Annotated in this window: 11 protein-coding genes and 4 pseudogenes; 4 read left to right on the top strand and 11 right to left on the bottom strand. The window is 62.9% G+C overall.

Annotation, left to right across the window (positions count from 1 at the left end; all coding sequences use genetic code 11):
* Positions 1-12: 12 nt before the first annotated feature.
* Both ACSQ9I_RS37860 and ACSQ9I_RS37855 read right to left on the bottom strand, forming a co-directional pair.
* On the bottom strand, positions 13-1,038 hold the full coding sequence (locus ACSQ9I_RS37860; protein ID WP_436317051.1) for a tripartite tricarboxylate transporter substrate binding protein: 1,026 nt from the start codon (positions 1,036-1,038) through the stop codon (positions 13-15).
* Between the two features lie 32 nt (positions 1,039-1,070).
* Complete coding sequence (locus ACSQ9I_RS37855; RefSeq protein ID WP_436317050.1) at positions 1,071-2,483, bottom strand: amidase; 1,413 nt, start codon at positions 2,481-2,483, stop codon at positions 1,071-1,073.
* Positions 2,484-2,805: 322 nt separating this feature from the next.
* Here ACSQ9I_RS37855 and ACSQ9I_RS37850 point away from each other — a divergent pair, with 322 nt between their 5' ends.
* Positions 2,806-3,684 carry a LysR family transcriptional regulator gene (locus tag ACSQ9I_RS37850; protein ID WP_436317049.1) on the top strand — a complete coding sequence of 293 codons (879 nt, stop codon included), beginning with the start codon at positions 2,806-2,808 and terminating at the stop codon, positions 3,682-3,684.
* 154 nt (positions 3,685-3,838) lie between these two features.
* On the opposite strand, the pseudogene ACSQ9I_RS37845 reads toward ACSQ9I_RS37850, so the two are convergent.
* The 3 pseudogenes from ACSQ9I_RS37845 to ACSQ9I_RS37835 all read right to left on the bottom strand — a co-directional run.
* Positions 3,839-4,056, bottom strand: a pseudogene (locus tag ACSQ9I_RS37845) (DDE-type integrase/transposase/recombinase); the annotation flags it as partial.
* Positions 4,057-4,064: 8 nt separating this feature from the next.
* Positions 4,065-4,323: pseudogene (locus tag ACSQ9I_RS37840) on the bottom strand (transposase); the annotation flags it as partial.
* A gap of 12 nt (positions 4,324-4,335) precedes the next feature.
* A pseudogene (locus ACSQ9I_RS37835) lies at positions 4,336-4,728 on the bottom strand (DUF4158 domain-containing protein); the annotation flags it as partial.
* A gap of 477 nt (positions 4,729-5,205) precedes the next feature.
* Between ACSQ9I_RS37835 and ACSQ9I_RS37830 the strand changes: the two are divergent.
* Positions 5,206-5,398, top strand: a pseudogene (locus ACSQ9I_RS37830) (IS5/IS1182 family transposase); the annotation flags it as partial.
* Between the two features lie 259 nt (positions 5,399-5,657).
* Here ACSQ9I_RS37830 and ACSQ9I_RS37825 read toward each other — a convergent pair.
* The 3 genes from ACSQ9I_RS37825 to ACSQ9I_RS37815 form a co-directional block, all read right to left on the bottom strand.
* Positions 5,658-6,287, bottom strand: coding sequence for a response regulator (locus ACSQ9I_RS37825; protein WP_436317048.1), 630 nt, complete (start codon positions 6,285-6,287; stop codon positions 5,658-5,660).
* Between the two features lie 141 nt (positions 6,288-6,428).
* The gene (locus tag ACSQ9I_RS37820; protein WP_436317047.1) at positions 6,429-7,127 is read right to left on the bottom strand and encodes a glutathione S-transferase N-terminal domain-containing protein; all 699 of its coding nucleotides are present in this window, start codon (positions 7,125-7,127) and stop codon (positions 6,429-6,431) included.
* Position 7,128: 1 nt separating this feature from the next.
* Positions 7,129-7,830, bottom strand: coding sequence for a glutathione S-transferase family protein (locus tag ACSQ9I_RS37815; protein ID WP_436317046.1), 702 nt, complete (start codon positions 7,828-7,830; stop codon positions 7,129-7,131).
* 121 nt (positions 7,831-7,951) lie between these two features.
* Here ACSQ9I_RS37815 and ACSQ9I_RS37810 point away from each other — a divergent pair, with 121 nt between their 5' ends.
* On the top strand, positions 7,952-8,779 hold the full coding sequence (locus tag ACSQ9I_RS37810) for a cupin domain-containing protein (RefSeq protein WP_436317045.1): 828 nt from the start codon (positions 7,952-7,954) through the stop codon (positions 8,777-8,779).
* Position 8,780: 1 nt separating this feature from the next.
* Here the strand turns inward: ACSQ9I_RS37810 and ACSQ9I_RS37805 are convergent, their stop codons facing one another.
* Together ACSQ9I_RS37805 and ACSQ9I_RS37800 are read right to left on the bottom strand one after the other, a co-directional pair.
* Positions 8,781-8,972, bottom strand: a complete 192-nt coding sequence (locus ACSQ9I_RS37805; RefSeq protein WP_436317044.1) for a DUF3330 domain-containing protein — start codon at positions 8,970-8,972, stop codon at positions 8,781-8,783.
* Between the two features lie 104 nt (positions 8,973-9,076).
* Positions 9,077-9,616, bottom strand: a complete 540-nt coding sequence (locus ACSQ9I_RS37800) for a carboxymuconolactone decarboxylase family protein (RefSeq protein WP_436317043.1) — start codon at positions 9,614-9,616, stop codon at positions 9,077-9,079.
* Between the two features lie 83 nt (positions 9,617-9,699).
* Here ACSQ9I_RS37800 and ACSQ9I_RS37795 point away from each other — a divergent pair, with 83 nt between their 5' ends.
* Positions 9,700-10,689 (top strand): cupin domain-containing protein, encoded by a 990-nt coding sequence (locus tag ACSQ9I_RS37795; protein WP_436317042.1) that lies wholly within the window; start codon positions 9,700-9,702, stop codon positions 10,687-10,689.
* Positions 10,690-10,733: 44 nt separating this feature from the next.
* On the opposite strand, the gene ACSQ9I_RS37790 is transcribed toward ACSQ9I_RS37795, so the two are convergent.
* Complete coding sequence (locus tag ACSQ9I_RS37790) at positions 10,734-11,654, bottom strand: LysR family transcriptional regulator (protein WP_436317041.1); 921 nt, start codon at positions 11,652-11,654, stop codon at positions 10,734-10,736.
* Positions 11,655-11,664 lie beyond the last annotated feature (10 nt).

Raw genomic sequence — 11,664 nt, 5'->3', positions numbered from 1 at the left:
CGCCCTGCCGTGTCAGTCGATGGTGATGTTTGCGGACTTGACGATCCGCGTCATTCGGGGAATTTCCGTCTGCAAGATGCTTCGAAACTGCTCTGCAGTGCCCCCGGTGGGCTCGATGCCCAGGTCCAGAAGTCGTTGTCGCACGTCCGGCAACTGGATCGCTTTATTAAAGGCGCCGTTGAGCGTGCTGATGACGGCCGGTGGCGTCTTTGCTGGCACCAGCACGCCCCAGTAGCCAAGGATTGCGGCAGCGCCCAGGCCCGACTCCGCCAGCGTGGGAACATTGGGCAGCACCGGCGAGCGCTTGATGCTTGAGACCTCGATCGCCCTGAGTTTTCCAGCCTTGATCAGCGGCGCGGCGGGGCCGATGCTGGCGATCAAGACGGGCACATGACCCGCCAGGACATCGTTCAGAGCCGGCCCGCCCCCCTTGTAGGAGACGTGTGTCATCTGGATGCCGGCGACCTGCTTCAGCAATTCGCCCGCGATGTGCGTAGAGGTGCCATTACCTGACGACGCGTATTGCATCTCGCCAGGCTTGGCCTTGGCCAGCGCAACGAGTTCCTGGATCGTGTGCACAGGAACAGAGGGGTTGACAACCAGCACCGACGGCGCGGGACCGATCAACGCCACGGGCTGCAGGTCTTTCAGCGTGTCATAGGGAAGTTTGGGTTGCAAGGCGGGATTGGTCATCAGCGCCTGGTCGGACATCAACAATGTGTAGCCGTCGGGCTTGGCGGTCGCGACGAGGTCGGTGCCGATGATGCTGACGCCACCGCCCTTGTTCTCCACATAGACGTTTTGCGAAAGCAGCTTGGACAGCTCTGGCGCCAGGACGCGTGCCAGCGCGTCGGTCGCTCCGCCCGCTGGATAGGGAACGACGAGCCGGATCGCCTTGTTCGGAAAGTCTTGCGCGCTGGCCGGCATCGATACGCCCAAGCCGAGGCCGAGCGACGCGCCAAGCAGCCAGTGCTTGGCATGCACGGCAAGACGCTTTCCGACCTGTTTGGTCTTCGAAGCACGAGATATGTCAGGCATTGGGTTTCCTCGAGGAAGATGGAGACGGGGCCTTAATAGGTGTCGGCCAGCAGCTGCCACGGCGACGCGGATTCGTATTCCATGGCCAGTCCCAGCACCTGCAGGTCGCGTCCGAAGGCTCCCGCCAGCTGCAGCCCGATGGGGAGTCTCGATGCCCCCCGACCAGCGGGAAGACTGATCGCCGGTATGCCGGCAACGTTGACGAAAGTGGCGAACACGGCGGCGCTTCGAGGACCGGCCTCCCGTCCGTCGATCACTTCCGCAAAGGCCTGTCCGATGGCCCATGGCAGTGAGGCCGATGCGGGGCTGAGCAGGACGTCAAATCTGGAGAAGAACGCGTCGACTCCCCGTCTGACTTTCTGAATGGCATCGACCGCGTCCGAATATTCCTGGGCGCTGACCGTTGCGCCGCGCTGCGCAGATGCCCTGGAACTTGCAGAGACCTGAGCCAGCGACTCAGCGGAAAGGCCCACCACCCGCGCCAGGCTGACAGCGGTCAACGTGGACCAGATGCGTTCGATGTCGGCAAGCACGAACGGCATTGCGCCGCTTTCAACGTGATGTCCCAGCGCAGAGAACGTGAGGGCCGCCGCATGCACTTGGTCGTGGACCTCTCTGTCCACTGCGCATCCTTCGACATCCGGCACGTAGCAAATACGCAAACGCCTTTGTTGCCCTTCGGCCAATTGCATTGGCAACGGGTAGTCGTTGAAGGCAAGCGAGCTGCGATCTCGCGGATCGGGCCCGGCGATGAGTCTGAAGATCGAATAGGTGTCCGCAACAGTGCGGGCAGCCGGAGCGACGACCTGAAAATCCATCGCAAGGGCCGGAAACCCGGCACCGCGCGGGATCCGCCCCGTGGATGGACGGAACCCGACGACCCCGGCGTAGGACGCCGGTCGCCGGATGGATCCGCCGGCGTCAGTGCCAATCGCCAATGGGCCGATACCAGCCGCCAGCGCCGCCACGGCGCCCCCGCTGGACCCTCCCGGTGTGAGGTCGAGACGCCAGGGATTGCGGGTCGGCCCGTGCAACAGGTTGTCGGTGTGCGCTGCAAGGGCAAACTCTGGCGTATTCGTTTTCGCGAGCAGATTGGCGCCGCCGGCGCGCAGTCTTTCGATCGCGATGTCGTCGACCTCGGGACGATGGTCGGCGAACAGCCGGCTGCCCCATCTGGCGCCCAGGCCTCGCACATGGATGTTGTCTTTGACGGTGATCGGGAGCCCGTCCAGCGGACCCAGGCTCTCGCCTGCTTTGCGACGCAGGTCGGATTCCGTCGCCGCTTTGAGCGCTGCATCGGCATCGATTTCGATGATGGCGTTAATCGCAGGATTGAAACGTTCATATCGGGAGACAAAGTCTCCGACAATCTCTCGAGAAGACACTTCGCCGTCGGCAAGCAGCCCAATCAGATCCGACGCTGGACGTCGACCTAAATCAGTCATTCATCTGTTCCAGTGATTCAATTTGGCACCTTTACTCAGCGCCGGGTTGGAGATTTTACGTGTCGAATTTGAATGGACCAATGAGGAATTCAATCGAATTTCCATCAGAATTTCCTATCGATTGGGGTACTTATCCGTGCGGGGTTGGCGGGGGGCCTTCTCGCGCCTTGATGCGGCCCTCCGTCGAGGCGACTGCGCGCTCTGGCCCGGTTCCTGCGTACCCCGGCATCGGGGTTCCCGGTTCATCAACAGAATTTGAATAGCGGCTGTTCCGATCAATTTCGCGAATTCATTTTTTATGAAAAGATATTCAATTGCCCAGTTGGAGGCATTCATCTGGATCTGCAAACTCGGGACATTTCGGGCTGCGGCCGACCATTTGAGCGTCACACAACCCACGATTTCATTGCGCATTTCAGAATTGGAAACTGCACTCGGTATAAGTCTGTTTGAGAAATCCGGTCGCGGCGTGACGCTCAGCGCCGAAGGGGCTCTCGTGCGGCGCTATGTCGAGCACGGCATCGGGCTGCTGGATCAAATGGACGGCATGCTTCACTTGGAGCAGCCTTTTGACGGGTTGCTGCGGCTGGGCGCCATCGATGCACTGGCCATGACCTGCCTCCCGGAGGTCGTCGGCATGCTGGAGGCTTCCTATCCCGATCTGCGCGTCAACCTGACCATTGCAACCAGCACCGATCTCGTCGACCTGCTCGACCAAAAGAAATTGGACATTGCCTTTCTGGGGGAGCCGGCACGCAAGGAGAGCTGTTGGTTCGAGTTGATCGGCTCGCTGGAAACCGCATGGGTCGGCGGTGTCGGCAAGTTCGACCAGAAGGCCACGATCGCCCCGGAGGATCTGTATAGGGAACGTGTGCTCACGTTGCAGTCGCCGTCGCGCCTGCACCAGATCATCGACGACTGGTTTGCCAACGAGAAAGCGCCTTCGCCGACGCTGAGTGTGTGCAATGACATCTCGCTCATCACGCGTTTCGTAGCCAAAGGCCTGGCTGTCAGCGTTCTGCCGGTCTGCGTGGTCAGGCAGGAAATCGAAAGCGGGTTGATCGAGAGTTACGTGCCAACCCTTCCGTTACCGGCGTTGCCCCTGTACGTTGCCGGTCAGCCGCCGGCACGTGATGCGAGGGTGGTGGAGGCCGTCAGGAAAATGAGCGACGTGATCGCCGCCGCCGGGATCCTTGCCTGACCAGCATTCGAAGGCGGCGCCGGCATGCCGCGCCGCCGTGAAGATCGCCGTGCGATCGTTCTTCAGCACCTGCAGCCAGCTGCCTGCGTCAGTGCGGCGGCTCTGGTGCAAAAATTGGTCGTGGCCAAGTGACACTGCGAGAGTGCCGCAAAGGTCAGGCCGAAAGCACGGCGCTCCAGATAGCGGGCGTAGCTTGGCCTCGAAGGCGCAGCCTGCGGAGATTGAACTGTCCCTTGCGGATGCGATGTAGCAACTCCACGCCTGCGATCGTCACGGCAGCGCGAGCGAAGACCTGAAGCCGAGCATGGGGTTGATGCGCGACTTCACGCCCCGCTGATCCTGCTCAATCATGTTGTTGAGATATTTGGCTCTGTTGAAAATCAAGTGGGTTGCGGAGCATGCGGGTTGATCGCTTGGAAGTCGAGCTTCCCCGCGATCAGGAAGATGACCGTCTTGATAGTGGACAGGCGCACGAAGCCGGGCGCGCCGCTTGGCGGCCTGGAACAGTCCGTTGATGGCCTCGAGGAAGCCGTTGGTCCGGCGCGTCTGGGTCCAGGCCACGATGCCGTCCATGTGACGGCGCACGAGCGCGGCAACTTCCTTCATCGGTTGGACCTTCGATCGCATGACGCAGGTGCAATGCGCGACCTAATCGCGCAGCACACGGACCAGGGCGCGGCGCTGGTGCTCAGTCATCCATTGGAAGCCCAGGCACTCGCAGGCTTGCTGCTGGTGGTCGAACAGGGTGCGCCCGCGGGCGTACAGCGCGCGCAGCGAAACCAGGTCGGGCGCGGCGATGTCGAGCTCGCGGCCAAGGTGGCGCAGCAACGCGGGCGGCACGGCTCGAACGCTGTTCAGCGGCCGCCCGCTCATGCGCGCGAAACCGATGTGCAGCGCCAGGCCCAACTTGAGGCTATCGCTGCGGCGCCGCGCGATCAACTCTCGCTCGGCGCGGCTGAAGCTGAAGAACGCGTGCAGCTCGAACTCACTGAGCTCGCTTGGTAGGTCACGCAGGCCGAGGTAGGACGTCTGCCAGCCTTGCATTGCCGCGCTCCTTCGCAGTTCGGGGGCCGGACAGATACGCCGCTGCGAAGTGAACAGCAATGCTCGCGAAATCAACGACTTAGCGAACCGACCCCGCCGTTGCTCGAGATCCGAACCGTCAGTTTTGACACCGAAAACAAATCGACCCCTTGTCCTGCTTTTGCCGGCTTGATGGTTCGGGTACTTTTCATGAGGGCCAGTTTAGGCGATTGACATGGCTGTTGCGATAAGAAAGATTATCTCAATAGCATGATTTACCAGGAGCATTTCGTGGCTCAGCCGAGCCGGCCAACCCTTTGCAAGGGGTTTGCCAGTAATGTCGAACGGTCATGCTTGGCGACGGGATCGAACGCCCGCTATCGAGCACCTTCGTACTTCAGCTGTGTGCCCTCAGCTGACCTTCAGCCCGCCGATCTCGCGGCCGCAAAGCAGTCACCCAACGCCGATCAGCCGCAGCCGAAGGCCATCGGCTGGAGCCAATTTGAAGTGACTGACCCAGCGGCGCGCTGGACCGCCGCGCCGGGCGGACCAGCGTTTTGCGCCTACTCGACCAACTACTTGATTGGACGCCGGAATCATTGTCGACGTAGAAGCAACGCCTTCACATCGGACCGAAGAAGTCGAATCGACCAAGACGATGATTGATCGCGTGGAGGAACGCTTCGGCATGAAGCTCGTCATCATGTCAGCGAAGTCACTCGCGCAGGAGCGGCGGCCCAACAACTCAATCGCCGATCGCGTTTTTTCAACGAAATAGGTCGACCACGGTAGGTCACGAGCATAGTCTCAACGACTTCATCTGCAAGTGAGAGCTGTCATTCGAAGGTCGCATCGGGATTCCCGTAGTCGGCCAGTGGCTGGGCCTTCTGCCCTTGCCTGTTCGGTGTCGTGATCTCCTCCTTTTGAGGGGAGCCCGCCTCATGCGCCCATCAATCGACCAAACCGTTTCGCACCGCGTATTGCACCAACTGTGCGTTGCTTGTCAGTCCGAGCTTCCCAAGAGCGCGCGTGCGGTGGGTGCTGATGGTCTTGACGCTCAAGACCATGCTCAATCCGATTTCAGAAATTGATTGCCCTTTGACGATCTTCATCACCACCTGCATCTCGCGCGGTGTCAGCCGTTCATGGGATGAATGGGAGCCGATGTGGGGCAGCTGCTTAAGCACCGTACCAGCCACGCTGGGTAAAGGGTAAGTGCCGCGGCCGACTTCTCGAATTACACGCACGATCTCCTCGGGCTCCGCATTCTTCGACAGATAGGCATTCGCCCCTCCACGCAACGCCAATGCGGCGTAGTGCTCACCCTCGTACATGGACAGCATGATTACCGGCAATCTCGGTTGCTCGGCGCGAATGGCTGCCAAGGTCTCGAGTCCACTGTGCCCTTTGACATTGATGTCGAGCACCACCATGCTATGGGCATGACTTCGGATACTGAGAAGCGCACTGGCGCCGTCCGAAGCCTCACCCGTCACCTGCATGTCCGGCTCGTCCGACAGCAGCCGCTTCAATCCAATTCGGAAGATGCTGTGTTCGTCAACGACGAGTAGTTCAAGCATTGGGTTCGAGATCTTCAGGGGGAGTACAAGGAGCAACAATCGCGCCTCGGCCCGTATTGCCCCTGGCCTTGAGCTTGGAAGTGGTGCGCGCCGCTACCCCTGGCACCGCGGGTAACTTCCGGAAAAGGCCCTGCGCTTGGCTCAGCGCACCGTGGAGGCGTCCTGCCCGAACAGGAGGCTCTTGGACCGTTCGTCGACCACCGGCGCCGAGTTGATCTCGCTGGCGCGCTGGTAGGCCCGCGCAGTGGCCGGGCGCTCTTGCACGCGATCGAACCAGCGCGCGAGACTCGGGAAGTCCCCCAGTCGCTGGCGCTGGCGTTCATGCGGCACCACCCACGGGTAGCACGCCATGTCGGCGATGGAGTACTCGCCCGCAATGTACTTGCGGCCGTCGGCGAGATGCTTGTCGAGCACGCCGTAAAGCCGCGAGGTTTCCTTCACGTAGCGATCGATGGCATACGGCAGCTTCTCGGGCGCGTACTGGACGAAGTGGTGGTTCTGCCCGGCCATGGGACCGAGCCCGCCCATCTGCCAGAACAGCCATTGGAGCGCCACGTTGCGCCCGCGCAAGTCTTGCGCAATGAAGCGCTTCGTCTTGTCTGCCAGGTACAGCAGGATGGCGCCCGACTCGAAGACCGACAAGGGCTCGCCGGCATCGGCCGGCGCATGGTCGACGATCGCGGGAATGCGATTGTTGGGCGCGATGCGAAGGAACTCGGGCGCGAACTGCTCGCCGCGGCCGATGTGCACCGGCACGATCCGATACGGCAGGCCTGCCTCTTCGAGGAACAAGCTAACCTTGTGACCGTTGGGCGTGGTCCAGTAGTGCAGGTCGATCACCTCAGCCTCCCAGCGTCCCGGCTTCCAGCCTGGCGTTCTGCGGAAACAGCGCGCGGCGTGTTTCGTCATCGACCTCCGTCTTGAATGCGTGGCGCGCCTTCAGAGCCTCCGCACGCTGCGCCGCCGGCCGCGCGTTGATCTCGTCGAGCAGGCGCTTGACGTGCGGCAGTTTCTCCCACGCATCGTAGCCCAGCACATAGGGCGCCACGCGCGCCCAGCCCCAGACCGCCATGTCCACGAGGGTGTAGGTGTCGCCGAGCATGTAGCGGTTCGCCGCGAGGCGGTCGTTGAGGATGCCCCAGTGCCGCCAGGCCTCGAATTCGTAGCGGTTCACCGCGTAGGCCTTGGGCTGCGGCGCGACGTGCTTGAAGTGCACCGCCTGCCCCGAATAAGGACCGATACCAGTGGCCACGAACATCAGCCACGAGTGCATCGCAGCGCGAGCGGCGAGCGTGCTTTCGGGCAGGAACTGCCCGGTCTTCTCGGCCAGGTACAGCAGGATCGCATTGCTGTCGAAGACCACTGCGTCGCCATCCACCATGACCGGTGTCTTGGCGTTGGGGTTGAGGGCAGTGAACGCGGGGGCATGCTGCTCGCCCTTTCGGGTATCGACCGGCACCAGCTCGTACGGCAAGCCGGCTTCCTCCAGAAAGAGCGCCACCTTGGCCGGGTTCGGCGAGGGGTGGTAGTAGAACTTGATCACATGACTCTCCTTCAATTGGGTGACAGCAGGAGCTGCCACGACTCCTCGACGAGCCACGAATCTAGAGCACAATCCAAGACGAATAGCATCCATTCGTCCCAAAGAGTAGACTAATCGTCTCGTGTCCGACCGCTTGTCAAACCTGCTTCAGCGCTTCGAATTGAGCGCCCGCGTCTACCACACGGGGGCGCTGTGCGGCATTGCCAACTTCGACGGGCGTGATGGCGTCGGTCACCTGCACTTGGTGCGCCAAGGGCCGATCGAGGTGACCGATCGCAATGGGATCCGGCAAGTGGTGAGCGTGCCGAGCGCCTTGTTCTACCCGCGGCCATTGGCGCATCAGCTCCATGCGGATGAGCGCGCCGGAGCCGACGTGGTCTGTGCCGCAATCGAGTTCGGCTTGGGCGATGAGAATCCGCTCCTGCGGGGCCTGCCGGATCTGCTGATCATCGTGCTGGCTGACATGCCGTCGCTGGACTCGACGCTGCAGCTCCTGTTCAGCGAGGCCATTGCGCAGCGGTGCGGTCACGATGCGGTGGTGGGCCGATTGACTGAAGTGCTGGTGGTTCAGATGTTGCGATTTGCCATCGAGCGGCAGCTCGTCGACAGCGGGTTGCTCGCCGGTCTTTCCGACACCCGACTGGCCAAGGCACTCACGGCCATGCATGCGGATCCGTCGCGCGCCTGGACGCTCGAAGCGCTGGCAGACTCCGCAGGCATGTCCAGGGCCCGGTTCGCGGCACGGTTTGCGGAGGTCGTGGGCATCCCGCCCGGGGAGTACCTGATGCAGTGGCGTATTGGGCTGGCGAAGGCCTTGTTGCGCCGGGGCCGTCCGGTCAAGCAGGTCGCGCTCGAAGTTGGCTATGGCGGCGCGAGCGCTCTTGGACGTGCGTTCAGCCATCTGGTCGGCATGGCGCCAACGCAGTGGCTCGAGCAACAGCACCAGTAGTTCATTTGACGAGCTGCGTGTCCGGATGGCGAAGCTCAGGCAAGTTCTTCAACAGCTCATAGCATGTCAATCCGCAGAAGTGAGCGACGTAGTCCGCCGCCTCGGGGACAAGGACCGCGGACTGCGGCACCTCGCCCAGGCACATCTCGCAGGCAATGCGTTCGGTTTGGAAACTTGGTTGTAGCGTGGACATGCTGTAACTCCTTCCTTCGACAGAAAGCCGGCAAGAGCTTGCGAATCAGTCGCCGCCGAACTTCTCGGGAGAACGAACCGAATTCGTCCTCCCGACACCCGGCGTCATTGAACCGGTGGGAAGTCCACGTCGGTGTCGTTGATGCGATTGAAGGTGTTCGTGAACACCGTCAGCGCGACTGCCAGCGCGATGTCCGCCAGTTGCGTGTCGGTGTAGCCCGCAGCACGGATGGCCGCAACCTCGTCGTCGCCGATCGTGCCGCTCGTTTGCTGCAGCGTGCGCACGAACCTGGCCAGCGCGTCGCGCTTGGCATCGCCGGTGACCTGGCCGATGCGGATCTGCCGTAGCGTGTCCGGCGCGAGGCCCGCCATCCTCCCCAGCATCGTGTGCGCAGCGACGCAGTAGTCGCAGCCGGTCAGTTCGCTCACGAGCAGCTTGATCGTCTCGAGGTCCTGCTTGCTGAGACTGCCGGCCGCCAGTGCGCCTTCAGTGTTCAGCACGGCCTTGAGCGACTGGGGCGCAAGGTGGCCCAGCGCTGCGAACATGTTCGGGATGCTGCCTCCTGCGATCTTCCTAACCTGGGCATAGACCTCGACAGTGGCGCCGGTGGCGGAGGCAACCGGGGGGATGGTGATGCGGCTCATGGTGAAGCTCCGGGATGAAGTGGATGAAGCCCACACTGTAGGGAGCCGATGTGATCTTGCCGAGTCCAAATAGTGTCGATAAGATGCTCGAAAGTATCACATCCACCATCATGTCGTTGCCAACGGACTGGCTCAGCCACCTCCTCGAAGTCATTGCCGTTGCAGGTCGGGTCGAGATCCGATGCGCCTACGGTTCGCCGTGGCGGATCGTGTATGAGCCCTCGCCGTTGGGAGAAATCCCTTACCACGTCGTGCTCGGTGGTTCCGCGGTGCTGGAAGATCCGGCCGGCGGCGCATCGACACTGCTCGGTGCAGGCGACATCGTGTGGCTGCCGCATGGCTCTGCGCATGTGCTCCACGATGGCAGCGGCAAGCGTCCGAAGCGCGCACGCGAGCGCGAAGGACTCAACCTGACCGTCAGCGAGAACACCGGTGCAGGGGAGCGCCTCGACATGCTGTGCGGTCGCTTCATCATCGCGCCGCCGCACAATCTGTTGATGCGGGATTACCTGCCGCCGGCGTTGGTTGTCAGCGCCACGCGGCATGACGCCGCGGCACCAGACGAGACGCGCGCCCAATTGGCTCACCTCGTGCAACTGATGCGCATCGAGTCGTTCGGGGACCGCTTGGGCGGTCATGCGATGCTCAACGCTTTGTCGGCGACCCTGTTCACCTTGACCTTGCGTCTTGCGAGCGGGGCGAGCGATGCGCCAGCGGGCCTGCTGGCGCTTGCGGGCCATCCGCGCCTGGCACCGGCGGTCTCGGCCATCTTCAACGAGCCGGAAAGAGCGTGGACGCTGCCGGACCTTGCGCGTCGCTGCAACATGTCCCGCGCGACGTTCATACGTCAGTTCCAGGACAGCCTGGGGCGCACGGCCCACGACCTGTTGCTCGACGTGCGGATGAGCGTCGCGGCGAACGCATTGAAGAAGCCACTCGCGTCCACGGAGGCCGTAGCGGCAGACGTCGGCTATCAGTCGGTGGCCGCCTTCCGCAGGGCGTTCACGCAGCGCATCGGCATGACGCCAGGGCAGTGGCGTCGCTCCGCCGCCGTGGATCGACAAAGCGTCTGAGGCTCGGCTGTTGAAGGCTTCCCCTCCTGTCTGGGTTGAAGGCCTTACTCCTGCAGCAGGGCCTGGGCAACGTGCTCCGCAAAGGCCCGCACCTTGGCCGAGTGCCGCCGTTCGCGCGGGCTCACGAGGTGAATCGGGATCTCGAGCGCCGGCCAGTCCGGCAGCAGGCGCAACACCTCGCCGCTGGCGAGCTCTGCATCGAAGAGCCAGGCGGGCGCGTAGCCGATGCCCATGCCCGACATTACCGCGGCGCGGATCACCTCGCTGCTGTTGGTCTGCAGGTTGCCCTCCACGCGCACGGTGCGCGTCGTGCCTACCGTGTGGGGTGCTCCGGGGCCGGCCGTGAAGGGCCAGTCGTTGCGCATCGCGATCTCTGTGTAGACGATGCAATTGTGGTCCGCCAAGTCCTCCGGCGCGACGAGGCGCTGCCTCGCCTTGGGTAGCGCGCGCATATAGCGGCGGTGCGCAACCAGCATGCGATGCGTGGTGCCGGCGCGCCGCGCGATGAGGCTGCTGTCCTGCAGCTCGCCGATGCGCACGGCCACGTCGATGCCCTGCTCCACCAAGTCGATGAAGCCATCGCTCAAGCGCAGGTCGATCTTCACCTCCGGATGTTTCTCGAGAAAGGTCTGCACCAACGGCATCAGCTTGAGTCGGCCGAAGCCCACCGAGGCAGCGACGCGCAGCCAGCCGCCGAGCTGCCGCTCGCCGCGGCGCAGCGCCGCTTCGGCCTCGGCGATCTCGTCCACCAGGCGCCGCGCCTGCTCGAAGTAGCGCTCGCCTTCCTCCGTCAAGGCCAGCGAGCGCGTGGTGCGCGTCAACAGCCGGGCGCCAAGCGCCCGCTCAAGCGCCGCTACCTGCTTGCTCACCGCGCTCTGGCTGCTGTCCTGCTCGTGCGCAACGGCGGAAAAGCTGCCCGCCTCCACCACGCGCACGAAGGTCCTCATCGCCTGCAGCTTGTCCATCCTGACGCCT

This window comes from Variovorax sp. LjRoot84 (genome assembly GCF_964254305.1).
Classification (GTDB): Bacteria; Pseudomonadota; Gammaproteobacteria; order Burkholderiales; family Burkholderiaceae_C; genus Variovorax.
This window is presented reverse-complemented; position numbering and strand designations above follow the sequence as displayed.

Coding starts and splice junctions, on each gene's coding strand:
- ACSQ9I_RS37805 (WP_436317044.1), bottom strand. CDS start 8,972: ATGTCCACGCTACAACCAAGTTTCCAAACCGAACGCATTGCCTGCGAG.
- ACSQ9I_RS37800 (WP_436317043.1), bottom strand. CDS start 9,616: ATGAGCCGCATCACCATCCCCCCGGTTGCCTCCGCCACCGGCGCCACT.
- ACSQ9I_RS37860 (WP_436317051.1), bottom strand. CDS start 1,038: ATGCCTGACATATCTCGTGCTTCGAAGACCAAACAGGTCGGAAAGCGT.
- ACSQ9I_RS37790 (WP_436317041.1), bottom strand. CDS start 11,654: ATGGACAAGCTGCAGGCGATGAGGACCTTCGTGCGCGTGGTGGAGGCG.
- ACSQ9I_RS37825 (WP_436317048.1), bottom strand. CDS start 6,287: ATGCTTGAACTACTCGTCGTTGACGAACACAGCATCTTCCGAATTGGA.
- ACSQ9I_RS37795 (WP_436317042.1), top strand. CDS start 9,700: ATGCTCGAAAGTATCACATCCACCATCATGTCGTTGCCAACGGACTGG.
- ACSQ9I_RS37855 (WP_436317050.1), bottom strand. CDS start 2,483: ATGACTGATTTAGGTCGACGTCCAGCGTCGGATCTGATTGGGCTGCTT.